Below are 26675 nucleotides of genomic sequence, written 5' to 3'. Positions count from 1 at the left end.
AATACCCGAAACTTTAAGTAAAATTAATTTGTCTTAATATATTTATAATTTTGAGAAAACTTCGAATAATAAGTAGTATTAAGTATGAAAATAGGATTAATACGTTTTTTTTAAAAGTGGTGGGTAAATTTTAGCATATGTGGGACTAGCTGTGTCCCTATAGTGTAGAGGAGGCATAATTAATGAAAAAAATAGCTATTTTAACAAGTGGTGGAGATGCACCAGGAATGAACGCTGCAATAAGAGCAGTTGTAAGAACCGCATTACATAATGGATTGGAAGTAATGGGTGTTGAAAGAGGATATGCTGGTTTAATAAGTGGAGAACTTCACCCAATGGACAGACGTTCAGTATCAGACATTATACAAAGAGGTGGAACAGTTTTAAGGACTGCAAGATGTAATGAATTTAAAACAGAAGAAGGTAGAGAAAAAGGCGCAAAAATACTTAAAGCTTATGGAGTAGACGCATTAGTTGTAATAGGTGGAGATGGATCTTTCACAGGAGCTAAACTTCTTTCTAAACTTGGAGTTAAAACTGTTGGACTTCCAGGAACTATAGATAATGACTTAGCTTATACTGACTACACAATAGGATTTGACACAGCTTTAAATACAGTGCTTGATGCTATAAATAAATTAAGAGACACTTCAACTTCTCATGAAAGAGTTTCTGTAGTAGAAATAATGGGAAGAAACTGTGGAGATTTAGCATTATATGCAGGTCTTGCAGGTGGTGCAGAATCAATAGTAGTGCCAGAAAAAGGTTTTGACAAAGATGAATTATGCAAAACTATATTAGAAGGAAAAGTAAAAGGAAAAATGCACAATTTAATTTTAGTTGCAGAAGGAGTAGGCGGAGCAGAAGAATTAGCTTCATACATCGAAGAAGTAACTGGAATTGAAACAAGAGCTACTATTCTTGGACATATTCAAAGAGGTGGAAGTCCATCAGCTTCCGATAGAGTGCTTGCATCAAAATTAGGTCATAGAGCAGTAGAAGTTTTATTAGAAGGAAAAACTGCTAGAGTAATAGGAATAAGAAATAATCAAGTAATTGATGTGGATATAGATGAAGCTTTAGCTATAGAAAGAAAATTTGATGAAAAATTATATGATATAGCAACTGAAATATCATCATAAAATTGATTTGAAAGCGATAGCTTTTTAAATATATTTATTTTTAATTTATTTTATTTACGCATTTTGGAATTAAAAAATAAGGAGTGTTATCTATGAGAAAAACAAAAATAATATGTACAATTGGACCTGCTAGTGATAGCGATGAAATTTTATCAAAAATTATAGAAGCAGGAATGAATGCATCTAGACACAACTTTTCACATGGTGATCATGCAGAGCATGCAACAAGAATAAACAAAGTAAAAGAATTAGCTAAAAAATATAATAGAGAAATAGCAGTTCTTTTAGATACAAAAGGTCCAGAAATAAGAACAGGAAAATTTGAACCAAGCAAGGTTGAGTTAACTGCTGGAACAGATTTTACAATATATCCAGGTGGAGATGTAGTTGGAGATACAACAAAATGTTCTGTTACTTATACAGGATTAGCTAAAGATGTTAAAGCAGGCGACACTATATTAATAGATGACGGTTTAGTTGGATTAGAAGTTAAATCAGTTGAAGAAGGTAAAGTAAACTGTGTCGTTAAAAATACAGGAATGGTTGGGACTCATAAAGGTGTTAACGTACCTGGAGTAGCAATTAAGTTGCCAGCTATGACTGAAAAAGATGAATCCGACCTTAAATTTGGCTGTGAAATAGGAGTTAACATGGTAGCTGCTTCATTTATAAGAAAAGCAGAAGATGTTATAGCTATTAGAAAAATATTAGAAGAAAATGGCGGAAGTCATATAGATATATATTCTAAGATAGAGAACCAAGAGGGTGTTGACAACATAGATGAAATCATAGCTGTTTCTGATGGAATAATGGTAGCTAGAGGAGATCTAGGAGTAGAAATTCCAATAGAAAAAGTTCCAGCTGTGCAAAAAATGATTATAGATAAATGTAATGCTGCTTGTAAACCAGTTATTACTGCTACTCAAATGTTAGATTCTATGATAAGAAATCCAAGACCAACTAGAGCAGAGGTTTCAGACGTAGCTAATGCTATATTAGATGGTACAGATGCTATAATGCTTTCAGGTGAATCTGCTAATGGAAGCTGGCCAGTAGAATCAGTTGAAACTATGGCTAAAATAGCTAAAGAAACTGAAAATCAATTAAGTTATGAATTAGCAGTATCTAGCGCTAAAAGACATATACCAGCAATTGGTGGAGTTATTTCAAGAGCTGCATGTAATGCTGCATATGAATTAAAAGCGAGTTCAATAATATCATCAACTCAATCAGGGGCAACTGCAAAGAGAATATCTCAATGTAGACCAGATTGTGCAATTATTGCAGTAACTCCAGACGAGAAAGTTGCAAAGAAATTAGCTTTAAGTTGGGGAGTATATCCAATAGTAGCTGAAAGAGTTAATTCAACAGATGAAATGATGGAAAAAACTGTTGATATAGCTAAAACAACTAAATATGTTAAGTCAGGTGATACAGTAGTAATAGTTGCTGGAGTTCCAGTTGAAAAAGTTGGAGCTACTAACATGATGAAAATAAGCATAGTAGAATAATACATAAAACTGTCTAAGATGATAAGTATCTTTAGACAGTTTTATTTTTTTTATGAATAAGTTAAGAATTTGTTTAGATTTACTTAAGGTGCTTTTAATCTTATGGGTTTATAATAAAATTAATATAAGAAATAACTTAGGGGGTATTTTTATTATGAATCTTGTAAAAAAGGTATTGATAGTAACTGCATCAACAGGACAAGGTCATAATTCAGTAGCAGATTCATTAAAAAAAGAGCTTGAAAAACAAAGCTACGAAGTTAAATGTATAGAACCTATAAAAGAGACTGGAGAAGTTTTAGATAAATTGGTATCAGGAGGATACGAAATTCTTGCAACTAAAGTACCTAGTTTATTTGGAATGTTATATAAAGCAAGCAATCACAAATTAACCAGTAATAGTATAGGTGGAATATTAGGGAAATCTATAAAGGATAGTACTTATGAAATTATAAAAGAATATAAACCTAATATAATAATATCTACTCATCCATTATTGGTTAAAGTTATAGCAAATCTAAAAAAAGAAAATAAAATTAATATTCCATTTATATCTATAGTTACCGATTATAAAGCTCATAGTACTTATGTGGACAAAAGTGTGGATGCCTATATAGTAGGAAGTGAATACACGAAAGAAAGTCTTATAGAAAAGGGAATAGATAAAGCAAGAATATATAGCTATGGAATTCCTGTAAAGAGAGATTTTATGAATTTCACTAATAGTATAAGTAGAGAAGAAGAATTTACTATATTACTAATGGGTGGGAGTATGGGACTAAAATCTATGAAAAAAGCTTTATTTGAGCTAATGAATTTAGATATTCCTTTAAAAATAATAACTGTATGTGGAAATAATGAAATTTTAAAAAGAGAACTTGAAGAGAACTATAAAACAGTACCAATAAGTAAAGAGTTAATAATTTTAGGGTTTACAACAAATGTATCTCAGTTAATGGATAGAGCAAGTTTGATTATAACAAAACCAGGTGGTTTAACTGTAACTGAGGCATTAGTTAAGAGGCTTCCAATTATAATACCTTATTACATACCAGGACAAGAAGAAGAGAATGTTAGATTTTTAGTTAATGAAAAGGCTGCTATATATGCAGAAGGAGATAATTTAAATAATATAATTAAAAGATTATTTAATGATCCTAAAGAACTAAAAAACATGGTAAATAATATAGATAAAATAGTTAAGGAGATTTCACTAGATAATACACTTAATTTAGTTACATCAATAATTGCAAGCTAGTTTCTTAAAAAAGGACTTTGCATTAGCATTTAAGAATTGCTGATACGAAGTCCACTTTTTTAATTTATTATTTTACCAGTTTCAGTTATATCATATCCACCAAGACCTTGAAGCTCTAATTTAAACTCATCAGAATTTAAAATCTCCATTAAGATATCAAAATAAGGCATAGTAGAATTTTGTTTTTTTATAACTATCTCATAGCGTTCTTTTTTCATTGGTATAAATTCTATACCTTGAACTTGCAGGCTTGTTTTTTCAGTGCCTATTCCTAAGTCTGCATCACCACGAGAAATAGCGCTTGCAACGGCTAGATGAGATGTACATTCTTTAGCATATCCATTTATTTTTTCAGGATCAATATTATGTAAGCGTAGATGCTCATCTAATAATATCCTTGCACCGCTGCCTTTTTCTCTATTAACTATGGAGATGTTCTTTTTATCTAAATCTAACCAGGATTTAATATTTTTAGGATTTCCTTTATTAACATAGAATCCTATATTTCTGCAAGCTAAATGTACAGTTATGGTTGGTATTCCAGGAACTAATCTTTTTATATAAGGAATATTATAGCTATCAGTATCTCCATCCCAAAGATGAGTTGTTGCTATATGAACCTTATCTTGGTATAAGGAATACAAAGCATTGTATGATCCCATATAAGATCTAAGTATTTGAATGCCCTTGGGATGGTATTCAATATGTCTACACAAAATATCTAAAGCTACATCTTGACCACATAAAATAACTCCTGTATTTGGAATAGGAGAATTTACTTTAGCATTTTCAATATTTACACTACTTATTTCACTAAATATTGATTTTTTATTGTCTCTGGAATTGTTTTTATATTCTTCCACATCTATAAAATCTACTCTGAATTTTCTTCCAACTCGATAAGCTTTAAGTTCACCTCTTTTTATTAGTTCATAAACAGTATTTTTTGCTATCTTTAAAATATCTGCAACCTCTTGAGGTGTTAAGGATTTATCTTGAGTCATAATTACATCTCCTTTCGAATAAGGAATATAAGTAAATTATAACATAGAAGAAATATTAATCAATTTTACGAATAAAATATAAAAATTTTTGAAAAAAGTTTTATAATATCAAAAACATTTACATTGGCAGTATTATTATAATTCGTGAAATGATAATGGGTTTCAATTAGAAGAATAGTAAAAAACTTCATTTTTTCTATTGTAAAGCAAAAAAATATATGATAATATTAAGAACATAAATTACAACAAAACAAACTAATAAAAAATTATGTGTATAGTTGATAAAATTTCATTTAAATATGATATTTTTATGAAATTTGAATTAAGTTTTATATTGGACAAAGAAGTCTGTTAAATAAGCGGGCAAAGAAGTCTAAAATTTAGGTTATTTATGAATTATCTAAATTACGGACTTCTTTTTTTATTATCTAAAATTAAGTATAAACCTTATCTAAAACTAAGTTTGAGGTAAGTTTATAATAAATATTCATTTTGAAGGAGGAGTATAAAAATGAGACAAGTAGCTATTTATGGAAAAGGTGGTATAGGTAAATCTACAACAACACAAAACTTAACATCAGGGCTTGCTACAATGGACAAGAATATAATGGTAGTAGGATGCGATCCTAAGGCTGACTCAACAAGACTTTTACTAGGAGGACTAGCACAAAAAAGTGTTCTTGATACATTAAGAGAAGAAGGAGATGACGTAGATTTAGATTCAATCTTAAAGCCAGGATTTAGAGGCATAAAATGTGTTGAATCAGGTGGTCCAGAACCAGGAGTTGGATGTGCAGGAAGAGGTATAATAACTTCAATCAACATGCTAGAGCAATTAGGTGCTTATGAAGCAGATTTAGATTATGTTTTCTATGATGTATTAGGTGACGTTGTATGTGGTGGATTTGCAATGCCAATACGTGAAGGTAAAGCTCAAGAAATATATATAGTAGCATCAGGAGAAATGATGGCATTATATGCAGCAAACAATATAGCAAAAGGTATTCAAAAATATGCAAACACTGGTGGAGTTAGATTAGGTGGAATCATCTGTAACTCAAGAAAAGTTGCAAATGAATATGAATTATTAGATAACTTTGCTAAAGAATTAGGAAGTCAATTAATTCACTTTGTACCAAGAAGTCCAATGGTAACAAAAGCTGAAATAAACAAACAAACAGTAATAGAATTTGATTCAACTTGTGAACAAGCAGATGAATATAGAACATTAGCAAGTAAAGTTGATAATAACGATATGTTTGTAATTCCAAAACCAATGAGCCAAGATAGATTAGAAGAAATATTAATGCAATATGGATTAATGGATCTATAAGAAAATAATAAAGAACATATGTGAATAAGAGGAGAGAATTGTTATGTTAATGGTTCGTGCTATTATAAGACCTGAAAAAGTAGGAACAGTACTATCAGAACTTTTATCAGCTGGATTTCCAGAAGTGACTAAAATGGATGTATTTGGACGTGGAAAGCAAAAAGGAATTAAAGTTGGAGATATATATTATGATGAATTACCAAAAGAAATGATCCTAGTAGTAGTAAAAAATGAAGAAGATAAAGATGATGTTATAAGAATAATAATGAGAACTGCAAGAACAGGAATAAAAGGAGCTTTTGGTGATGGGAAAATATTTGTGTCTCCAGTAGAAACGGCGTATACCATAAGTAGTGGAAAAGAAGTCTTATAAAAGTTGAGGTGCTATAAATGAAAGAAATAATAGGAATTATTCGTTCGAATAAAGTAAATATAACAAAAGAATCTCTCGCAGAGGCTGGATTCCCCTCATTTACTTGTAGAAAAGTTTTAGGGAGAGGGAAAAAATCATTAAATATGGCTTTAATTGAAGATTTAGTTCTTGATGAAAACATACCTGCCTCACCTGTAGCTGAAAATATATCAGAGCTTGGAAGACTTATACCTAAAAGATTATTCACATTAGTAGTTAAAGATGAAGATGTAAAAAAAATTATAGATATAATTATAAAGGTTAACTCCACAGGAAATCCGGGAGATGGAAAAATATTTGTTTTACCAGTTAATGAAGTATATAGAGTAAGAGACAATAAGTCTGGAGAAATAGTTATATAAAAGTAAATTTGGAGGTGAATTTAATGAGTACTATAGATAAAGTTTTGGATGGTTATAGTGCCAAAGTATTTAAAAATAGAAAAGCTCATATAGGAGAAATATCTGAAGAAGCACCAGAGTTAACTTCGAATGTAAGAACAATACCAGGAATAATGACAAACAGAGGATGTTGTTATGCAGGTTGTAAAGGGGTTGTACTTGGACCTTTAAAAGATGTTGCAGTAATTACACATGGTCCAATAGGTTGTGGTTTCTATACATGGGGAACAAGAAGGCATAAAGGAAAAAGTGATGAAAACACACAAAACTTTTTAGAATATTGTTTCTCTACAGATATGCAAGAAGGCGATATAGTATTTGGAGGAGAAAAGAAACTTAAACAAGCTATCAAAGAAGTAGTTGAGTTATTTAGCCCAAAATCAATAATGATTTGTTCTACTTGTCCAGTTGGATTAATTGGAGATGATATTCATGCAGTAGCAAAAGAGGCTGAAGCATTATATGGAATCAAAGTTCTAGCATTTTCTTGTGAAGGATATAAAGGGGTATCTCAATCAGCAGGTCACCACATAGCTAACAATGGTCTTATGAAAAATGTTATAGGAACAGGAAGTTATGTACCTAAAAAATTCTCCATAAACTTATTAGGTGAATATAATATCGGTGGAGATGGTTGGGAAATCAGCAGAGTATTAAAGAAAATCGGTTATGATATTGTATCAGTAATGACTGGGGATGGAAGTTACGAAGAACTTAAAAGTGCACACACAGCAGATTTAAATATAATCCAATGTCATAGATCAATAAATTATATTGGTGAAATGATGAAAACTAAATATGGTACTGACTGGCTAAAAGTTAATTTTGTAGGTGTTGATGGTACTATAGAATCATTAAGATCAATTGCTAAGTATTTTGGAGATGAAGATCTTATAGAAAGAACAGAAGAAATAATTGCAGAAGAACTTCAAGATATCGAAGAATACATGGAATTATACAAAAATAAATTAACTGGAAAAACAGCAGCATTATTTGTTGGAGGATCTAGATCTCACCATTATCAAAACCTATTAGAAAGTTTAGGTATGAAGACTTTATTGGCAGGTTATGAATTTGCTCATAGAGATGACTACGAAGGAAGCGAAGTAGTACCATTTATGAAAGTTGATGCAGATTCTAAAAATATAGAAGAATTAAAATTAGAAAAAGATCCAGAAAAATTCAGATTAGTTATTCCAGAAGAAAGATATGCTCAATTAAAAGATGAAATAGCATTAAACTACTACGGTGGTATGGAAAAAAGCATGGATAAGGGAGCAATAGTTGTTGATGATTTAAATCATTATGAAACAGAAGAGTTCTTAAAGTTATTAAAGCCAGACATATTCTTCTCAGGAATAAAGGATAAATTTGTAGCTCAAAAAGGCGGAATTTTATCAAGACAATTACACTCATATGACTATAGTGGACCATATGCAGGATTTAAAGGAGCTGTAAACTTTGCAAGGGACGTTACTATGGGAATATATACTCCAGCTTGGAACTATACAGTAGCTCCTTGGAAAAAGGAACCTATATTAGAAGGAACATTAGGAGGTGTGGTATAATGTTAGATTTAACACCAAAAGAAGTAAAAGAGAGAAAAGCCCTAAAAATAAATCCAGCTAAAACTTGTCAGCCAGTTGGCGCAATGTACGCAGCATTAGGTGTTCATAAATGCATGCCACACAGCCATGGATCTCAAGGATGTTGTTCATTCCATAGAATGTACTTAACAAGACATTTTAAGGAACCAGCTATAGCTTCAACATCATCATTTACTGAAGGATCATCAGTATTTGGTGGAGGAAGCAATCTTAGAACTGCTGCTAAAAATTTATTTGAAATATATGATCCAGAAATAATTGCAGTTCATACTACTTGTCTATCAGAGACAATAGGTGATGACTTAAATTCAATTATAACTTCAATTAATATTCCAGAAGGAAAATACATGGTTCATACCAATACACCAAGTTATGTAGGATCACATGTAACAGGATTTTCTAATATGGTTTCAGGATTTATCAAATATCTTGCAACCTCAACTGGAACTTCCAATGGAAAATTAAATGTAATTCCTGGTTTCACAAATCCAGGAGATATGAGAGAAATGAAACGTCTTATGAAAGACTTTGGAATAGACTTCACAATGCTTCCAGATACAAGTGGAGTTTTAGATGCTCCTATGACTGGAACATATGAAATGTATCCTAAAGGCGGTACTAAGATAGAAGATATAAAGGCAATGGGAGACAGTGAATTAACACTTGCTCTAGGAAGTTTTGCTTCTGAGTTAGGAGCTACAGATTTAGAGAAGAAATGTAATGTACCATATAAAACATTACTTTTACCAATAGGAATTGGAGCTACAGATGATTTTATAATGGAATTATCTAAGTTCTCTAAAGGAGAAGTTTCAGAAGAATTAGAAGACGAAAGAGGACAACTAGTTGATACAGTAGTTGATTCACATCAATATGTATATGGTAAAAAAGTTGCTATATATGGAGATCCTGATACTGTACTTGGACTAACTAAGTTTGTATTAGAATTAGGAATGATTCCTAAATACGTTATCACAGGTACTCCAGGAATAGCTTTTGAAAAGGCTGCTAAAGCTCTATTTGAAGAGTTTGGAGTAGAAGGATGTGTAGCAAAAGCTGCTAGCGATCTTTTTGAATTACATCAATGGATTAAAAATGAAGGTGTAGATTTATTAATAGGTGGAACTCATGGAAAATACATAGCAAGAGCTGAGGATATTCCATTCGTAAGAGCAGGGTTCCCAATTATTGATAGATATGTTCATTCATATATGCCAATAGTAGGATATAGAGGAGCTATGAGAGTTCTAGAATTAATTCTTACTGCATTAATGGATAGAATAGATAGAGATTGTGAAGATGAAGATTTTGAAATGGTAATGTAATTTATTTTTTAAAAAGGATTTTCAAGGGAGGAAATCTTCCCTTGGAAGTCCTTTTTTACTTTATAAGGAAGGTGATTTATTATGGAAGCAAAACCAGTAGCAGAAATTTTAGATGAAAGAAAAGATTTTATTTTTTGTAAAGAAGGCGATCATGGTAACTCTATGAAGTGTGATAGTGAAAGTGTGTCTGGATCTGTTAGCCAAAGATCATGTGTATATTGTGGTGCTAGAGTTGTACTTAATCCCATAACGGATGCTTTCCATATAGTTCACGGACCTATAGGATGTGCTAGTTATACATGGGATATAAGAGGAAGTTTATCTAGTGGAGAAGAACTATATCGTAATAGTTTTTCAACAGATTTAAAAGAAAAGGATGTAATCTTTGGAGGAGAGAAAAAATTAGCTGGTGCAATAGAAGGAATCATGAAAAATCATTCGCCTAAAACAATATTTGTTTATGCAACTTGTATAGTTGGAGTTATAGGAGATGATGTTGAAGCAGTATGTAAACAAGCTGAACAGAAATATGGAATTCCAGTTATACCAGTAATGTCTCCAGGATTTGCAGGACATAAATCCATGGGATATAAAACAGCATGCAATGCTCTTATGAATTTAATAGGAAGAACTAAGTCCCCTAAGATTAAAGGTGTAAATATATTAGGAGACTTTAATTTATCAGGTGAAATGTGGATAATTAAAAACTATCTTAATAATTTGGGGATAAATGTTGTTTCACAAATAACAGGTGATGCAAAGTGTGAAGAGCTTCAAAAAGCAGATGGAGCTAGTTTAAATATAGTTCAATGTGCAGGTTCCATGACATATCTTGCAAAAAGAATGGAAAAAGAAATGGGAGTACCATTTATAAAGGTAAGTTTCATGGGAATAGAAGATACAATGATTTCTCTTATAAATATAGCTAATGCTTTAGGAGATAGAGAAATAATAAAAAGAACACTAGCATTTGTAGAAAAAGAGAAAGCTAATTTAGGAAATGTACTAGAGAAGTATAGAAAAAACCTTGAGGGGAAAAAAGCAGCAATATATGTTGGTGGAGGATTTAAAGCAATATCATTAATAAAGCAGTTTGAAGAATTGGGTATGGAAACTGTAGTGGTTGGAACACAAACTGGAAAAAAAGATGATTATGAAGTTATAGGTAACTTAGTAAAACCAGGAACAGTTATATTAGATGATGCAAACCCATATGAACTTGAAAAGTTTATGAATGAAAAGGGAGCAGATGTTTTAGTTGGAGGTGTTAAAGAAAGACCTCTAGCATATAAGCTTGGTATAGCTTTTTGTGATCATAATCATGAGAGAAAACACCCTTTAGCAGGATTTGAAGGAGCTGTTAATTTTGCTAAAGAAATAAATTTAACTATAAATAGTCCAGTTTGGAAATATACAAAAGTGGGGGTGTGATAGTATGGGAGAACAATACGTAAACTTGACAGTTAATCCTTGTAATATGTGTATGCCTATGGGAGTAGTAAGTGCTTTTTATGGAATAAAAGGAGCAATGACAATTCTACATGGTTCCCAGGGATGCAGTACATATATTAGAAGGCATATGGCAACACATTATAATGAACCTATAGATATAGCCTCATCTTCATTAACAGAGCAAGGAACAGTTTATGGTGGAGAAAAAAACTTAATGAAAGGGCTAGAGAACCTAATTAAGTTATATAATCCTGAGGTAATAGCAGTAGCCACAACTTGTTTAGCTGAAACTATAGGTGAAGATGTTTCCCGTCTATCAAAAATATTTCACGAAAAGCACCCAGATGAGAAAGTGAAATTAATACCAGTTCCATCTCCAGGTTATGGTGGAAGCCAATACGAGGGATATCTAAAAGCATTAAGATGTATAGTGGAAAATACAGAAATGGAAGAAGAGAAAAATAACAAAATAAATGTAGTTACAGGATATATAAGTCCAGCGGATGTAAGGGAATTAAAAGAGATTTTGGATAGCTTTGATGTTGACTATATATTACTTCCAGATATATCTGAGAATCTAGATTCCCCAAGAACTGAGAAATACAACAGGCTATCAGTAGCAGGAACAGATATAAAAGATATATCAAAAATGGGGGGAGCTAGAGCAACAATTGAAATAAGCAGCTTTGTTAAAGATGATTATTCAGCTGGAAAATATCTTGAAGATAAATTTGGCATAAAAAACTATAGATGCAATGTGCCTAGAGGGTTAAGAGATACAGATGAGTTTTTAAAACTATTAAGTGAAATAACTGATAAACCAGTACCAGAGAGATATAAAGCTCAAAGAGGAAGATATATTGATGCTATGATAGATTCTCATAAATATAATGCCGAGGCTAGGGTAGTTATATATGGAGAACCGGATTTTGTTTACTCTACAGCAAGGTTGTGTGTTGAAAATGGTGCTATGCCAGTATTACTTGCTACAGGAACCTCTTGTAAAGAAATGAAGATATTAATAGAAGATGAATTAAATGAAGTGGCTGAGAGATTGTTTATAGATGAATATAAAATACTAGATAATACGGATTTTAAAGATATAGAAAAATATGCACTTGATCTTGGAGCAAATCTTATGATTGGAAGTTCCGATGGAAGAAGAATAGAAGAGAAGCAAGGGATTCCTTTAATAAGAGCTTCTTTCCCTATACATGATAGGATAGGTGGTCAAAGAATATTGAGTATAGGATATGTTGGTTCTTTAAACCTGATTGATGAAGTAACAAATAAAATATTAGAAGTTAAAGAAGGAAAATATAGAAAAAGTATTTATACTCAATTCTATAAAGAGGAGGGAAAGAAAGTGGAAGAAGTATCAAATGTAACAATAGAACCTAAATCAATTGATGAAAAAACTAAAACTCACCCTTGTTTTAGCTGTGGATCGGCTCATAAATATGCAAGGATACATCTGCCTATAGCACCTAAGTGTAACATTAGTTGCAACTATTGTTTAAGAAAATATGATTGTCCAAACGAAAGCCGCCCAGGAGTAACAACAGAAGTATTATCAGCACAACAAGCGTTTGAAAAATATAAATTTGTAAAAGAAAAAATGCCTAATTTAACGGTTGTAGGAATAGCAGGACCAGGAGACTCCTTAGCAAACTTTGAAGAAACTAAAAAAACTCTTAAGTTAATAAAAGAATTTGATAAAGATGTTACATTCTGCTTATCAACTAATGGTTTAATGTTACCCTTTTATGCAAATGATCTAGTTGAACTAGGAGTTAGTCATGTGACTATAACTATGAATGCTGTAGATCCTAAAATAGGCGCAAAGGTATATAAATTTGTTGACTATTTTGGAACTAAGTATATTGGGGAAGAGGGAGCATCCATTCTTTTAAATAATCAGTTGCAAGGACTTAGATTCTTAACAAGCAAAGGGATAGTTTGCAAGATTAATATCGTAATGCTTAAGGGAATCAATGATGAACATATAGAGGAAGTTGTAAAAACAGTAAAAGAATATGGAGCAACTATTACAAATATAATGCAGCTTATACCAGTTAAGGGAAGTGTGTTTCAAGATATGCCTTTAGTTAGTAACAAAGAGCTAATGGATTTAAGAAAGACATGTGGAGAGCATATAGAGCAAATGTATCATTGCAAACAATGTAGAGCAGATGCTATAGGAACATTGGAGAATGATGAATCTATTAAATTTAGGGATTTTTCATCAAAAAATGGAGTAAATGAGGAAGAAATATCATTAAGATTTGCAGTAGCATCAAAAAGTGGAATGCTAGTAGATAAACATTTTGGACATGTTACTGAATTTTATATATATGACTACAAAGAAGGAATTGTTTCTTTAGTTGAAAGAAGATCGGTAGAAAAATACTGCCAAGGATCAGAAGAGTGCGACGAGAGAGATGATAAAATATCAAAAATACTTAGATCAATTGAGGATTGTTCAGGAGTTTTAACATTGAGAATTGGTGATGCACCAGCCAATAGGTTAAAGGATAAGGGGATAAAGGTGTTTGTTACCTATGAAAGAATAGAAAAGGCTATAAAGGTTGCGGCTGAAGAAATTATAAAAAATAAAGAGGATAATAAACTAGTTTATATTAAGGAGGAGGAAATAATATGATAAGCCCAAAACATCATATATTTGTGTGTGCAAGTTGTAGAATCAATGGAACTCAAAAGGGGTTTTGCCATTCAAAGGATTCTGTAAATATACTTCAAAGATTTATAGAAGAAGTTGACGATAGAGATTTATCCGGAGAGGTTATGATAACTAACACAGGTTGTTTTTCAATCTGTGATAAGGGGCCTATAGTTGTGGTATATCCAGAAGGAACCTGGTATGGATCTGTAACACCGGACGATGTAGAAGAAATTATGGATAGTCACATAGAAGGTGGAGAAAAAGTAGAGAGATTACTTATATAATATAAATTTTAAGTGCAACTAAGGGGGAATATGCATGGAAAATAAAAAAATAACGATTATAGATAAAACTTTTGTTGCACTTTATGAGATTTATGGCGACAAGCTTAAAAAATTTAAAAATGAGCTTAGAGAATTATGCAATTATCTTAATTTAATAGGAGGGGACTATATTGAGGTTACCCCAAGGATTTTAGATATTTTACTACCCTTGCCCCAAGGGGTAGAATATATATTAAATGTTGAAAATAGATTAGAAGTGAACCAGTATGACAATGTAAATTTTATAATTTTTAACCTCAATAATATCCCCTCATATATCTTAGAAAAAGTTAACTTTATGATAGAAATAAATATAAATACAGTTAAAGATATAGAAATTTTCTCTAATTTTAAATTAGGGTTAAATGCTAATAATTTTATACGAATAACTGGGTTAGATGATTTAATATTATATGACTATAAAAAAATCTTTTATAATCTAAAAGAAATATGGGGAGAGAATATAAACTTAAATCCAAAAAATAATTATGGTTGTTCTACTGCAATAGCTATAGAATGGATAAAAATGATGGGGAAAAGTGTGACAACAAGCTTTGGAGGTATAGGGGGATATTGTGCTTTAGAGGAACTTTTAGCTTCTAAAAACTTTATACTAAATCAACAAAATGATGAAGATTTATCAGTACTTCCTAAAATGGCTAGTTTAATTGAAAAAATAACAGGGAATATGACACCAAGCAATAAACCTATTATAGGTAAAAATATATTTGAATTTGAATCTGGAATACATGCAGATGGAATATTTAAAAATCCAGAAATATACGAACCTTTTGACCCAACCAAAGTTGGAATAAAAAGAAGGTTAGTAATAGGAAAACATTCAGGAAAAATGGCAATAAAAAAGAAGTTGAGAGAATTGGGACTTCCGATTGAAGAAGATAGATTAGGAACAATGTTAGATAAAATTAGAGAATTAAGCACAAGAAAAGGAAGAGGCTTAAATGATAAAGAGGTATCAGATATATATAATAGTATAAAATGATTTAGGAGGTATTTCATGAATAATAATATATTTATAGTAGATACAACCTTAAGAGACGGAGAGCAAAGTCCTGATATAGCATTTTCATTAAAGAAGAAAATAGCTATAGCAAAGATCATGGATAATAATAAAATATATCAAATAGAGGCAGGAATACCTGCTATGGGTGAAATAGAAAAAAGATGCATATATAAAATCATGGAGCAGAAGAAAAATTCATTGATATCTGTATGGAATAGGTTGAATAAACAAGATTTGATAGATTCTATAGATTGTAATCCAGATATTATTCATATAAGTATACCAGTATCAGATATACAGATTTACTCTAAACTTAAAAAAGATAGAAAATGGGTTGTAAATAAGATGAGAGAATGTGTTAATTTCGTTAAAGACAAGGATTATGAAGTAACAGTAGGATTTGAAGATGCATCAAGAGCAGATATAAATTTTATAATACACATGGCTAAAATATTAAAAGACTTAGGAGTAAATAGAATAAGATATGCAGACACTGTAGGAATACTTATACCATCTACTACAAGAACAGCCATTACTAATATATTAGAAAATGTACCTATAGATATAGAAATGCATGCACATAATGATTTTGGAATGGCACTTGCAAACTCAATTGAAGCAGCTAAAAGCGGAGCAAGATTTGTAGATTGCACTATGAATGGAATAGGGGAAAGAGCTGGTAACTGCAATTTACAAGAATTTATTAGAGTTTCATCTAGGCTTTTTAACATTAATGATGGAGCTTTGAAAAACTCAATATAAAAATAAAATTAGTATTTTAAGTATATATAGTGTGCTTTATAAAAAAACTAACTATTGTTCAATTTAATTGTAATATAGTTAGTTTTTTTATGGACTTATTTAATTATGTCACTTATTACAAAAGGATTTTTAGTTTTGTCACTAATACATTATGACTAGGATAGATTAAGTTTAGGTTGAATAAATAAGCTGTAAAAACTAAAATATATAGTATAAAAGGCTGAATTTACGAAGAAAACTAGATTCGTCGTATGAATTTAAGAGAGAGGTGTTTATGGAATAATGGGCATTACTTTAAGAGAAAAAGATATAATTATGTCCATAATTGAATCTGATAAAGATAATCCAATAACAATAAACGCTATAGCAGAGAAAATAGATGTAAGCTCAAGAACCGTTTTAAGAACTATACCTTATATAGAGAAATTTTTAAAAGCAAATGGATTTAATTTTGTTAGAAAACCTGGAGTTGGGTTAATATTAAAAGAAACTCAGGAAGGGAAAAAAAGGCTTTTAGAATTAGTAAATAATCAATTCTTAATAGAGGATTACTCACCTAAACAAAGAGGATTATTTATATTATGTGAGTTGCTTTTATCAAAGGAGCCTATCAAGCTTTATTATTTTACTTCTGTATTAAATGTATCAGAAGGAACTTTAAGTAATGATTTAGATAAGCTAGAAGGTTGGATAAAAGAAAGAGATTTAAAATTAGTACGTAAACCAGGACTCGGGATATATATAGAAGGAGAAGAAGACAAGACAAGGCAGGCAATAACTTCTATGGTTTATGAATTTGTAGATGAAGAACAAATTATAAACATAATTAAAGAGAAGATATCTTTAGATAAAAAAGATAAAAATAAGTTGGAATTAGATATAAAAAATAGACTGCTAAGTCTTATAGAAAAAGACACTATTAAAACTATAGAGAAATATGTTTCTCAATTAGAGGGTGAAGAAGAATTACATCTAGCAGATAGTGCATATATAGCGCTTATAGTACATTTATCTCTAGCAATACAGAGAATAAAAAATGAAGAGAAAATTGATTTTAATGAAGAAGCTCTAAATGAACTTAGAAACTTACCAGAATTTGATATAGCTAGAAAGTTATCTAAAAAGCTTTCCGAAGCTTTTAATGTTAGTATACCAGATGGAGAAATAGGTTATATAACAATGCATCTTAAAGGTGCAAAACTAGATATGGTAACTTCAAAGGAAGACTATAAAAATATTACTCAATTTCATTTATCTAAATTAGCTATGGAGATAATAAAAACAGCAGAAATTGAAACTTCCTATCCCCTAACAAAGGATAAAAAGCTAGAACAGGATTTAGTGAATCATTTAGGACCAGCTGTAAGCAGGCTAAAAATGAATTTGGTTATAAGAAATCCGCTGTTAGACAGAATAAAAGAAGACTATAAAGATATATATAATGTCAGCAAAAGATGTTGTATGGTATTAAAGAATATAGGAAAAGGAACTATACCAGAATCAGAAATTGCCTATATAGCTATGCATATAGCAGCAGCTATAGAAAGGATAAAAAATAATCTAGCAAAACCAAGAATAATAGTAGCATGTGGAAGTGGTATAGGAACATCTAGACTATTATCAGCAAAACTTTTAATACTTTTTCCTAATATTGATATAGTTGATACTGTTTCTGCATTTACTATAAATGATAAAATGTTAATGGAAAAAGATATAGATTTAATTATATCTACAATAAACTTAGATGTTAATTTTCCAAGCATTATTGTAAGTCCTATGTTAACTGATAAAGATAAAGAGAAGATAAATAAGTTTTTGAATATGCCAGTAAATAGGTATAGGATTTCTGGAAATGAAAAAGGAGCAACAGTAAATAAAGAGCAGAAGTATGAGGATATATTAACTCTAACAAGTTATGGAAACGCAATAAAATCCTTATTAGATAGCTTTGAAGTTTATGAAGATAATGAAATAACCACAAAAGAAGAATTAATAGAAAAAACATCAATATTGTTTTCAAAAGATAATAATGAAAAGGCTCTTATAAAAGAAGGATTATTATATAGAGAAAAATTAGGATCAACATTTATAGAGGAACTTGGGATAAGTTTGTTACATTGTACCTTAGATTCATTCCAAGGAGTAAAATTTGGATTAATAAGACCGAAAAAAGAAGTAGGAGATTTTCCAAATTTAAAAGTTGTTGTTGTAATAATAGTACCTAAGAAAAATAATACTATATTATTAAAAACAGTTAGTGAAATAAGTGAAGCTATCATTCAAGATGAAAATTTAGTAAAAGATTTTATTGTTAAAGATAAAGAACAGCTAATGAATTATTTAGAAAATTTATATACTAAGTTTTATTTTAAAATTGTTCGAAAAATTACAGATAAAAAAAGTTTATAATATCATTAATATAGAAATTAAAAAAGAAAAAAGAGGTGCAAATAAATGTTCAATTTTTTTAAGAAAAATAAAAAAGAAGAAGTCGTTGTAGAGAATGAGAGTGAGATATTAAGAAAAGCTAATATAAGATTAGGTTTAGAGTCAGTTGGTAAAGTTGAAGCTATAGAGATGGCAGGAAGATTATTAGTTGAATCTGGATATGTTGAAGAAGAATATATTCAAGCTATGAAAGAAAGAGAAGAAGTTGTAACAACTTATATAGGCATGGGGGTTGCTATACCTCATGGAATAGGCGAAGCTAAGAAAAATATAAAAAAATCAGGAATAGTAGTATTACAATTTCCAAATGGAATACAATTTGATGATGAAAAAGCATATTTAGTTATAGGTATAGCTGGAATAGGTGATGAACACATAAAAATACTTTCAAATATAGCAGTAGTATTAGAAGATGAAGAAATAACAAAAGAGTTATATACAACTGGAGATAAAGATAAAATATACAAACTTTTTGCTAGTGCAGTATAAAATAATAGGAGGAAGAGATATGAAAGCTATACAAATAGGAGCAGGAAATATAGGAAGAGGATTTATAGGTGAACTTTTAGCTCACTCTGGTTTTGAGGTTACTTTCGTAGATGCTAACAATACAGTTGTTGAGTTAATAAATGAACTTAAAAATTATACGGTTCATGTATTAGATAACGAAAAAAGAGATGAAAAAGTTGAAAATGTTTCAGCTTTAAATATAAATGATGAAAAATTAATGGATGCTATACTTGAAGCAGATATAATGACTACAGCTGTAGGTGTAAATATATTAAGCAGAATAGCAGAAACTTTAGCAAAAGGAATAAAAAATAGATTAGCTAAAGGGGTAGAAAAGAATTTAAACATAATAGCTTGTGAAAATGCAGTAGGAGCATCAGAAGTTTTAAAAGAAGAAATATTTAAGTATTTAACAGAAGAAGAAAAGGAAACTGTGGATAAATACGTAGGTTTCCCTAATAGCTCTGTTGATAGAATTGTTCCTCCAGTAAGTGAAAAAATGGAGAATCCACTTGATGTAGTAGTTGAAAACTACTATGAATGGAATGTAGACAGAAACGGATTTAGAGGAGAGATCCCAGAAATAAGTGGAATGAACTTAACTGGAAATCTTATAGCATATGTAGAAAGAAAGTTATTTACATTAAATACAGGGCACGCAATAACTGCCTATTTAGGTAATTTAAAAGGTTATAAAACTATAGAAGAAAGTATAAATGACAATGATATCTATGAAGTTGTATACCACGCTATGGTAGAAAGCGGAGATGGATTGGTAAAGAAATATGATTTTGACAGAGATGCTCACTTAAAGTATATAGATAAGATAATAGCTAGATTTAAAAATCCATATCTTCAAGATGATATAAAAAGAGTAGGAAGAGAACCTATCAGAAAGCTAAGCAAAGGTGATAGACTTGTTAAACCTCTATTAAACTCTATGTCATATGGTATAAGTACAGAAAATTTACTACTAGGAGTAGGTGCTGTATTATATTACAATAACCCAGAAGATCCTCAAAGCTTAAAATTACAAGAGCTAATAAAAGAAAAAGGAATCAAAGGAGCTGTTCAAGAAGTTTCTGAGATATCAGATGAAAACATACTTATAAGTATAGAAAGCAAGTATGAACAAGTTAGAGAATTATTTAAATAATGTCATGTATGTATATAAAAATAGTTAGCAATTTTGTTGCTAACTATTTCCATTATAATAACATTTATTTTTGAGAAACATATAAGTTGAATGGCTGAAATCTATAGAGTAGATAGAAATTTTAAAAAAACTGTAAGGCTAAAACACAGTAAAATCAATGGCTTAGAAGTGTCACTATCTAGATAAAAAGATATAAAAATTTGTCACTAACCCTTGGTGACAATGTAGCAGTATCTATAGATTGAAATCATACTACCTGTAAACGTATAATGAAAGTATCAAAAGGAGGTAATAAAAAATGAGTCAAAACAGTGGATTTAAAAACAAAGTTCAAGTATTCGGTAAATTCCTTAGTGGAATGGTACTTCCAAACATCGGTGCTTTTATAGCATGGGGACTTATAACAGCTTTATTTATACCAACAGGATGGATACCAAATGAATATTTTGCAAAATTAGTTGGACCAATGATAACTTACTTACTACCATTATTAATAGCATACACTGGTGGTAAGACTGTAGGTGGACAAAGAGGTGGAGTTATCGGTGCTATAGCTGCAATGGGAGTTATAGTTGGAGCAGATATGCCAATGTTCCTAGGTGCTATGATAGTAGGACCTTTAGCAGGATGGGTAATCAAGAAGTTTGACAAAGCAGTAGATGGAAAAATACCTGCTGGATTCGAAATGTTAGTAAACAATTTCTCAATCGGTATTTTAGGTATGATTTTAGCAATGCTAGCATACACAGGTATAGGTCCAGTTGTAGTAGCAATAACTACTATACTACAAGGCGGAGTTGAAGCTATGGTAAATGCAAATCTTTTACCACTAGTATCAATATTCATAGAACCAGGTAAGATATTATTCTTAAACAATGCAATTAACCACGGTATACTTAGTCCATTAGCAGTAGAACAAGTTAAAGAAGTTGGTAAATCAGTATTCTTCTTACTAGAAGCTAACCCAGGTCCAGGACTTGGAATATTACTTGCATACTTTGTATTTGGAAAAGGATCTATAAAAGATTCAACTCCAGGAGCAATAATCATACATTTCCTAGGCGGAATTCACGAAATATATTTCCCATATGTATTAATGAACCCAGCATTAGTATTAGCAGTAATAGCTGGAGGAGCTAGTGGAGTATTCACATTCTCAATATTAGGTGCAGGACTTGTAGCAAGCCCATCACCAGGAAGTATATTAGCTATAATGGCATTAGCACCTAAAGGATCATTCCTATCAGTAATTGCAGGTGTTGCTGTTTCAACAGTAGTTTCATTCTTAGTAGCTTCAATATTTGTTAAAAATGCAAAGGTACAAGATGAAGAAGATTTAGAATCAGCTAAAGAAGCTGTACAAAACTTAAAAGTTAAAAAGACTGGAAAAGTAAATAAAATAGTATTTGCATGTGATGCTGGAATGGGATCAAGTGCAATGGGAGCTTCAAAAATAAGAAGCAAAGTTCAAAAATTAGGTTTAGATATAGAAGTAACTCATTCATCAGTTGATGAAATACCAGGAGATGCTGATATAGTTGTAACTCAAGAAAATTTAGCAGACAGAGCAAGAAAAAGCTGCCCAAGTGCTGAATTAGTAACAATTAAAAACTTCATGTCAGATCCTAAGTTAGATGCTTTAATAGAGTCTTTAAAATAATATAAACTTATAACAGAGCTACCTAGTAGATAGAAATTAAATTTCTATACTAGGTAGTTTTTTGTATTTAAATTAATTCATTTAAGGTTTGTTTAAGTTGTGGAGAATAAAATAAACCTATGAAATGGAGGAATTAAATATGAATAGAAAATCAATATATAGCAAATTAATAGCAGCACTTTTGTGCACAAGTTTTTTATATTCATGTACTAGAGGTACAGCAACGAATACAGACACTTCAAGTAATACAGCAACAGAGCAAACAATAGCTGCAATAATAGGTGATAAGAGTATAAGCACAGTAATAAGTGAATTAGTTAGTTACGATGAGGAAGATAGTTATATAGATTGGAAAAATGAAAGTCCTAATTACATTAAATTAAATGGAGCATCAGCTACAGTAGAGGGAGATGGGGTGGAAGTTAAGGATAGCACAATAACCATAACGAAAGCAGGTATTTATGTACTAAGTGGAACATTAACAGATGGTCAAATACTAATTGATAATGAGGATAAAGGTATAGTTAGATTAGTACTAAATGGAGTGGATATAAGCAACGGTGATAATCCTGCAATATACTCTAAAAAGGCAGGAAAAACAATAATATCCATCGAAGAAGGTACAGTAAATACATTAACGGATGGAAAAGAATATTCATTAGAAGATTCAGAGGATGAGCCAGATGCAACTTTATTCAGCAAAAATGATCTTACTATAAATGGGTCAGGAAAATTGATTGTAAATGGTAATTACAGTAAAGGGATAAAGAGCAAAGATGATTTAAAAATAACTGGAGGAGATATAGAAGTAAAATCTGTTGATAATGGTATAGTAGGAAGAGATTTAGTTGCAGTCAATTCTGGAAACATTACTATAAATGCAGGAGGAGATGGTATTAAATCTACAAATGATGCAGATACAACGAAAGGTTTTATAGCAATTGAAGGTGGAAAATTCAACATAGAGGCAGAGCAAGATGGAATACAAGCAGAAACTTATTTGCTTATAGAAGATGGTGAATTTAATATTACTGCTGGCGGAGGAAGTGAAAATGCACCTGCCAAAACCAATAATGATATGGGAGGACCCGGAGGATTTGGTGGAAAGCAAGGTGAAAACACGAATACACAGCAAACATCTGAATCAAGTAGTACAGATGATACCACAAGTACCAAAGGTCTAAAAGCATCAGGAGAGATAGGAATAGCTGGAGGAACATTCAACATAAATTCTGCTGATGATTCGGTACACACAAATAATAGCATAGTAATAAATGGAGGCACCTTATCATTATCAGCTGGAGATGATGGAGTGCATGCTGATAATACTTTAGTTATTAACGATGGTAAAATAGATATATCAAAAAGTTATGAAGGGCTTGAGGGTTCAGTAATAACTATAAATGGAGGAGATATAAACATAGTTGCAAGTGATGATGGAATAAACGCAGCTGGAGGAGATGATGAATCAGCTCAAAATAATGCACCAGGACAGGCGAATAAAAATAATAAATTGGTTATAAATGGTGGTTATATTATGGTTGATGCATCTGGAGATGGATTAGACTCAAACGGATATATTTATATGACAAATGGAACTGTGATCGTTAGTGGACCTACAAACGATGGAAATGGAGCCTTGGACTATGATGGAAGCTTTGAGATGACAGGTGGATTATTAGTAGCTTATGGAAGTTCAGGAATGGCACAAGCAACATCAGATAGCTCAACACAAAACACAATTAGCATGATTTATACTAGTAAACAACAAGCTGGAACAATAGTGCATTTAGAAGATAGTGAGGGAAATGATATTATAACTATAGCACCTAATAAGGATTATCAATCTATAGTTATAAGTTCACCAGAAATACAAAAAGATAAAACTTATACATTATATTCGGGAGGAGCATCAACAGGAGCAGCAAAAAATGGACTTTACACTAACGGAAAATATACTAATGGAACAAAAGTAGTTGATTTTTCCATATCTAACTCAGTAACTTGGTTATCAGAATCAGGGGTAACAGAAGCTAGAACTAACCAAATGGGCCCAGGAGGCGGTCAACAAGGTCGGATGAATAAAGGAGGAATGCAAGGAGCACCAGCTGATGGGCAGCAGCCTCCAACAAAACAATAAATTTATTAGTGAAAAACTATAGCACATTTTGCTATAGTTTTTTATGTTGTTTACTTATTGGAAAGTTATGTATAATTTATTTATATTAATTATACATAATTAAGGAGATGATGATATGAGAAAGATTACTATATGGTCTATTGTTCTATTTTCATTATTTTAAGCAGGGTGCAATAAGCAAGAAAAAGAGGTTTCTTCAATAATAAATACACCAGATAAAATTATAGTTTATAAAGAAGGAAATCAAGAAGAGATAGAAAAAAGTAACTCTAATTTTAATAAAATAGCTGAGTTAACTAATGATAGAATTGATAAGAAAAATATATCTGTAGTTAAAGATGCTTATGTTGATTCATCAAGAGGACCATTAAAATCCTCTAAAGATATTTTAAATATTGTAGAATAGGTAATATGAAAAAGCCCTTATATTAGCAATTAAGTTATAGCTAGTATAAAGGCTTTTATTACTTATTTTTAGGTAATTCAATAGAAAAGGTGGTTTCTTTATCAACAATGCTTTTTACAGATATTTTTCCGTTATGTTGTTCAACTATGGCTTTGGCTATAGATAGTCCTAGTCCATATCCGCCACTATCTCTCGCTCGAGATTTATCAGTACGATAGAATCTATTAAAGATCTTGGAGATATGTTCTTCTGGAATTCCTTTTCCTGTATTAGTTACAGATAAATTGATTTTATTATGGGCTTTATTTAGGACTAGATTTATTTTACCTTTTTTGTCTGTATATTTAATAGCATTATCAAGGAAAATCATTATAACTTGTTTAAGCTGCTCTATGTTACCAGATACTATTAAGTTAGGTTCAATATCATAATGAAGAGCGATATTATTTTCAAATACGACTCCTTCCATGGTCAAGATAATATGTTCTACGGCTTCACTTAAGTTAAAATCAGAAAAAATAATCTTTACATCTGAATAATCCACTTGAGCTAGATATAATAAATCACTTGTTAGTTTATTCATTCTTTCAGCTTCAGATTTAATATAGTATAGCCATTTAGATTGATTATGTATGAAGTCATCTTTATTTGAAAGAAGTACGTCAACATTTGTATTTATAACGGTTAGAGGTGTTTTAAGCTCATGAGATGCATCAGCTATAAATTGTTTTTGTTTGTCAAAGGCTTCTTTTATAGGCTGAATTGATCTATTAGCAAAAAATCTACTAATTAGGAAAATGATTATTAGCATAAAGAAGGCGACAATTGTAAATGTATAAATCAAACTTCTGAGAGTATTTTTTTGAAAGGTTATGTCTAAAAAATATAAGTTATAACCACTAGAAGTATGATTTATAACAAAGGCTAAATCAGTATCGTCAACTGAAATATATCCTCTATTAACCTTCTTATTTATAGCTGCCTTTTTTGCTGATTCATAAAATTCATCAGAGATACTAAAGCGTGAAAAAGTGCTTATCTTGTTCCAATTGCCATCAGTAGTAACTGTGAAAGCATACCTTTCCATAGGACCTTGCCCTTTAGTAAAATCATTTTGGGGTCCATCCATCTGTTTATCATTAGGCATGTCATCATTAGTTTTAGGTTTGTTACCTTTAGCATCACTTCCTGAAAGCTTATCTAAATCCATATCTATCTGAGTGTAGATATCTTTATGAGTTATTGCATAAATAGAAGTAAAGGAAATAAGAAGCATTATAGAAATAATTACTAGATTGAGAATTAGAAATCTATTTCTAAGCTTTTTAAACATTTATTTTTTAACCTCCAAGATATAACCAGCCCCACGTAAGGTTTTAATCTCAACATCCGCATCTAAAAACAAAAGTTTTTTCCTTAAAAAAGATATATAAACTTCTACATGATTATGCTCAACCTCAGAATCAAAGCCCCATATCTTTTCTATTATTAACTCTTTAGAGGTAACAGCGTTTTTACGTATAATAAGCAGTTCTAAGAGTTCACTTTCCTTTAATATAAGCTTAATTTCTTTATCATCCATAGATAATTTTAAAGTGGCTGGATTTAGTTCAATAGAGCCTATTTTTAGGGTGTTGTCTGTTATAACTTCACTTTTGCGTCTTGAAAGAGCACGTATTCTAGCTAATAACTCTTCAGTTGCAAAAGGTTTTGCTAGGTAATCATCCGCGCCAGTATCTAGCCCTTTAACTTTATCAGAGATATCTCCTTTTGCAGTTAAAAGTATAACTGGAGTAGCTATTTCCTCCTTTCGTAAATGCTTTAGAATTGTTAATCCATCCATTTTAGGAAGCATTATATCTAATAGTATAATATCGTAAATACCACTTAAAGCATTGTCTAATCCATCTTCACCATCATGAACTACATCTACAGTATAATTATTTTTCTTTAATATTTGAGATAAAGCCTCTGATAAATGGATCTCATCTTCCACTACTAAAATCCTCATAATATTCCTCCTGTTAAAGTAGTTTTTATCCTAATTATATCATAGCTAAGCTTAAATGAAGCTTAAAGGGGGAAGAGGATAGACATTAGCTTAAAAAAGTCTTTAAG

General features: G+C 30.9%; 21 protein-coding genes. 18 read left to right on the top strand and 3 right to left on the bottom strand.

Annotation, left to right across the window (positions count from 1 at the left end; genetic code table 11):
* The first annotated feature begins 182 nt into the window (after positions 1 to 182).
* The 3 genes from pfkA to L1S49_RS01140 all read left to right on the top strand — a co-directional run bounded on the left by pfkA (position 183) and on the right by L1S49_RS01140 (position 3911).
* Positions 183 to 1142, top strand: coding sequence for a 6-phosphofructokinase (pfkA, locus tag L1S49_RS01150; RefSeq protein ID WP_073019212.1), 960 nt, complete (start codon positions 183 to 185; stop codon positions 1140 to 1142).
* Positions 1143 to 1234: 92 nt separating this feature from the next.
* Positions 1235 to 2653 carry a pyruvate kinase gene (gene pyk, locus L1S49_RS01145; RefSeq protein WP_238902207.1) on the top strand — a complete coding sequence of 473 codons (1419 nt, stop codon included), beginning with the start codon at positions 1235 to 1237 and terminating at the stop codon, positions 2651 to 2653.
* Between the two features lie 154 nt (positions 2654 to 2807).
* A complete protein-coding gene (locus L1S49_RS01140) occupies positions 2808 to 3911 on the top strand; it encodes a glycosyltransferase (RefSeq protein WP_238902206.1) in 1104 nt (367 codons plus the stop codon).
* A 59-nt stretch (positions 3912 to 3970) separates the two neighbouring features.
* On the opposite strand, the gene L1S49_RS01135 is transcribed toward L1S49_RS01140, so the two are convergent.
* Complete coding sequence (locus tag L1S49_RS01135) at positions 3971 to 4915, bottom strand: helix-turn-helix transcriptional regulator (protein WP_238902205.1); 945 nt, start codon at positions 4913 to 4915, stop codon at positions 3971 to 3973.
* Between the two features lie 511 nt (positions 4916 to 5426).
* Here L1S49_RS01135 and nifH point away from each other — a divergent pair.
* From nifH to L1S49_RS01060, 15 genes are all read left to right on the top strand, one after another.
* Positions 5427 to 6248 (top strand): nitrogenase iron protein, encoded by an 822-nt coding sequence (nifH, locus tag L1S49_RS01130; protein WP_238902204.1) that lies wholly within the window; start codon positions 5427 to 5429, stop codon positions 6246 to 6248.
* Positions 6249 to 6291: 43 nt separating this feature from the next.
* The gene (locus L1S49_RS01125; RefSeq protein WP_021803509.1) at positions 6292 to 6621 is read left to right on the top strand and encodes a P-II family nitrogen regulator; all 330 of its coding nucleotides are present in this window, start codon (positions 6292 to 6294) and stop codon (positions 6619 to 6621) included.
* Positions 6622 to 6638: 17 nt separating this feature from the next.
* Complete coding sequence (locus tag L1S49_RS01120) at positions 6639 to 7022, top strand: P-II family nitrogen regulator (RefSeq protein ID WP_021803508.1); 384 nt, start codon at positions 6639 to 6641, stop codon at positions 7020 to 7022.
* Positions 7023 to 7045: 23 nt separating this feature from the next.
* Complete coding sequence (nifD, locus tag L1S49_RS01115; protein ID WP_238902203.1) at positions 7046 to 8629, top strand: nitrogenase molybdenum-iron protein alpha chain; 1584 nt, start codon at positions 7046 to 7048, stop codon at positions 8627 to 8629.
* The gene (gene nifK / locus L1S49_RS01110) at positions 8629 to 9993 is read left to right on the top strand and encodes a nitrogenase molybdenum-iron protein subunit beta (protein ID WP_238902202.1); all 1365 of its coding nucleotides are present in this window, start codon (positions 8629 to 8631) and stop codon (positions 9991 to 9993) included. Before nifD ends, nifK begins: the two co-directional genes overlap by 1 nt.
* A gap of 81 nt (positions 9994 to 10074) precedes the next feature.
* Complete coding sequence (gene nifE / locus L1S49_RS01105; protein WP_238902201.1) at positions 10075 to 11424, top strand: nitrogenase iron-molybdenum cofactor biosynthesis protein NifE; 1350 nt, start codon at positions 10075 to 10077, stop codon at positions 11422 to 11424.
* 4 nt (positions 11425 to 11428) lie between these two features.
* Entirely contained in the window at positions 11429 to 14107 is a 2679-nt protein-coding gene (gene nifB / locus L1S49_RS01100) for a nitrogenase cofactor biosynthesis protein NifB (RefSeq protein WP_238902200.1), read from the top strand.
* Positions 14104 to 14412, top strand: a complete 309-nt coding sequence (locus L1S49_RS01095; RefSeq protein ID WP_021803504.1) for a 2Fe-2S ferredoxin — start codon at positions 14104 to 14106, stop codon at positions 14410 to 14412. Before nifB ends, L1S49_RS01095 begins: the two co-directional genes overlap by 4 nt.
* Positions 14413 to 14446: 34 nt before the next feature.
* Positions 14447 to 15454 carry an isopropylmalate synthase gene (locus L1S49_RS01090; protein WP_238902199.1) on the top strand — a complete coding sequence of 336 codons (1008 nt, stop codon included), beginning with the start codon at positions 14447 to 14449 and terminating at the stop codon, positions 15452 to 15454.
* A gap of 15 nt (positions 15455 to 15469) precedes the next feature.
* Entirely contained in the window at positions 15470 to 16237 is a 768-nt protein-coding gene (locus L1S49_RS01085; RefSeq protein WP_073019228.1) for a homocitrate synthase, read from the top strand.
* A gap of 282 nt (positions 16238 to 16519) precedes the next feature.
* Positions 16520 to 18646, top strand: coding sequence for a BglG family transcription antiterminator (locus L1S49_RS01080; protein WP_238902198.1), 2127 nt, complete (start codon positions 16520 to 16522; stop codon positions 18644 to 18646).
* 45 nt (positions 18647 to 18691) lie between these two features.
* Positions 18692 to 19174, top strand: a complete 483-nt coding sequence (locus L1S49_RS01075; protein WP_238902197.1) for a PTS sugar transporter subunit IIA — start codon at positions 18692 to 18694, stop codon at positions 19172 to 19174.
* A gap of 19 nt (positions 19175 to 19193) precedes the next feature.
* A complete protein-coding gene (locus tag L1S49_RS01070) occupies positions 19194 to 20351 on the top strand; it encodes a mannitol-1-phosphate 5-dehydrogenase (protein WP_238902196.1) in 1158 nt (385 codons plus the stop codon).
* 298 nt (positions 20352 to 20649) lie between these two features.
* Positions 20650 to 22011, top strand: a complete 1362-nt coding sequence (locus L1S49_RS01065; RefSeq protein ID WP_238902195.1) for a PTS mannitol transporter subunit IICBA — start codon at positions 20650 to 20652, stop codon at positions 22009 to 22011.
* 139 nt (positions 22012 to 22150) lie between these two features.
* Complete coding sequence (locus L1S49_RS01060; protein WP_238902194.1) at positions 22151 to 24151, top strand: carbohydrate-binding domain-containing protein; 2001 nt, start codon at positions 22151 to 22153, stop codon at positions 24149 to 24151.
* A 464-nt stretch (positions 24152 to 24615) separates the two neighbouring features.
* Here L1S49_RS01060 and L1S49_RS01055 read toward each other — a convergent pair whose 3' ends face one another.
* Complete coding sequence (locus tag L1S49_RS01055; RefSeq protein WP_238902193.1) at positions 24616 to 25890, bottom strand: HAMP domain-containing sensor histidine kinase; 1275 nt, start codon at positions 25888 to 25890, stop codon at positions 24616 to 24618.
* Positions 25891 to 26568, bottom strand: coding sequence for a response regulator transcription factor (locus L1S49_RS01050; protein ID WP_238902192.1), 678 nt, complete (start codon positions 26566 to 26568; stop codon positions 25891 to 25893).
* Between the last annotated feature and the right edge of the window lie 107 nt (positions 26569 to 26675).

Origin of the sequence: Clostridium sp. YIM B02506, assembly GCF_022324845.1 — a bacterium.
In the GTDB taxonomy this organism is placed as follows: domain Bacteria; phylum Bacillota; class Clostridia; order Clostridiales; family Clostridiaceae; genus Clostridium_T; species Clostridium_T intestinale.
Note: the sequence above shows the minus strand (reverse complement) of the source record. Positions and strands in the feature narration are given on the sequence as shown.

Coding starts and splice junctions, on each gene's coding strand:
- pfkA (WP_073019212.1), top strand. CDS start 183: ATGAAAAAAATAGCTATTTTAACAAGTGGTGGAGATGCACCAGGAATG.
- pyk (WP_238902207.1), top strand. CDS start 1,235: ATGAGAAAAACAAAAATAATATGTACAATTGGACCTGCTAGTGATAGC.
- L1S49_RS01140 (WP_238902206.1), top strand. CDS start 2,808: ATGAATCTTGTAAAAAAGGTATTGATAGTAACTGCATCAACAGGACAA.
- L1S49_RS01135 (WP_238902205.1), bottom strand. CDS start 4,915: ATGACTCAAGATAAATCCTTAACACCTCAAGAGGTTGCAGATATTTTA.
- nifH (WP_238902204.1), top strand. CDS start 5,427: ATGAGACAAGTAGCTATTTATGGAAAAGGTGGTATAGGTAAATCTACA.
- L1S49_RS01125 (WP_021803509.1), top strand. CDS start 6,292: ATGTTAATGGTTCGTGCTATTATAAGACCTGAAAAAGTAGGAACAGTA.
- L1S49_RS01120 (WP_021803508.1), top strand. CDS start 6,639: ATGAAAGAAATAATAGGAATTATTCGTTCGAATAAAGTAAATATAACA.
- nifD (WP_238902203.1), top strand. CDS start 7,046: ATGAGTACTATAGATAAAGTTTTGGATGGTTATAGTGCCAAAGTATTT.
- nifK (WP_238902202.1), top strand. CDS start 8,629: ATGTTAGATTTAACACCAAAAGAAGTAAAAGAGAGAAAAGCCCTAAAA.
- nifE (WP_238902201.1), top strand. CDS start 10,075: ATGGAAGCAAAACCAGTAGCAGAAATTTTAGATGAAAGAAAAGATTTT.
- nifB (WP_238902200.1), top strand. CDS start 11,429: ATGGGAGAACAATACGTAAACTTGACAGTTAATCCTTGTAATATGTGT.
- L1S49_RS01095 (WP_021803504.1), top strand. CDS start 14,104: ATGATAAGCCCAAAACATCATATATTTGTGTGTGCAAGTTGTAGAATC.
- L1S49_RS01090 (WP_238902199.1), top strand. CDS start 14,447: ATGGAAAATAAAAAAATAACGATTATAGATAAAACTTTTGTTGCACTT.
- L1S49_RS01085 (WP_073019228.1), top strand. CDS start 15,470: ATGAATAATAATATATTTATAGTAGATACAACCTTAAGAGACGGAGAG.
- L1S49_RS01080 (WP_238902198.1), top strand. CDS start 16,520: ATGGGCATTACTTTAAGAGAAAAAGATATAATTATGTCCATAATTGAA.
- L1S49_RS01075 (WP_238902197.1), top strand. CDS start 18,692: ATGTTCAATTTTTTTAAGAAAAATAAAAAAGAAGAAGTCGTTGTAGAG.
- L1S49_RS01070 (WP_238902196.1), top strand. CDS start 19,194: ATGAAAGCTATACAAATAGGAGCAGGAAATATAGGAAGAGGATTTATA.
- L1S49_RS01065 (WP_238902195.1), top strand. CDS start 20,650: ATGAGTCAAAACAGTGGATTTAAAAACAAAGTTCAAGTATTCGGTAAA.
- L1S49_RS01060 (WP_238902194.1), top strand. CDS start 22,151: ATGAATAGAAAATCAATATATAGCAAATTAATAGCAGCACTTTTGTGC.
- L1S49_RS01055 (WP_238902193.1), bottom strand. CDS start 25,890: ATGTTTAAAAAGCTTAGAAATAGATTTCTAATTCTCAATCTAGTAATT.
- L1S49_RS01050 (WP_238902192.1), bottom strand. CDS start 26,568: ATGAGGATTTTAGTAGTGGAAGATGAGATCCATTTATCAGAGGCTTTA.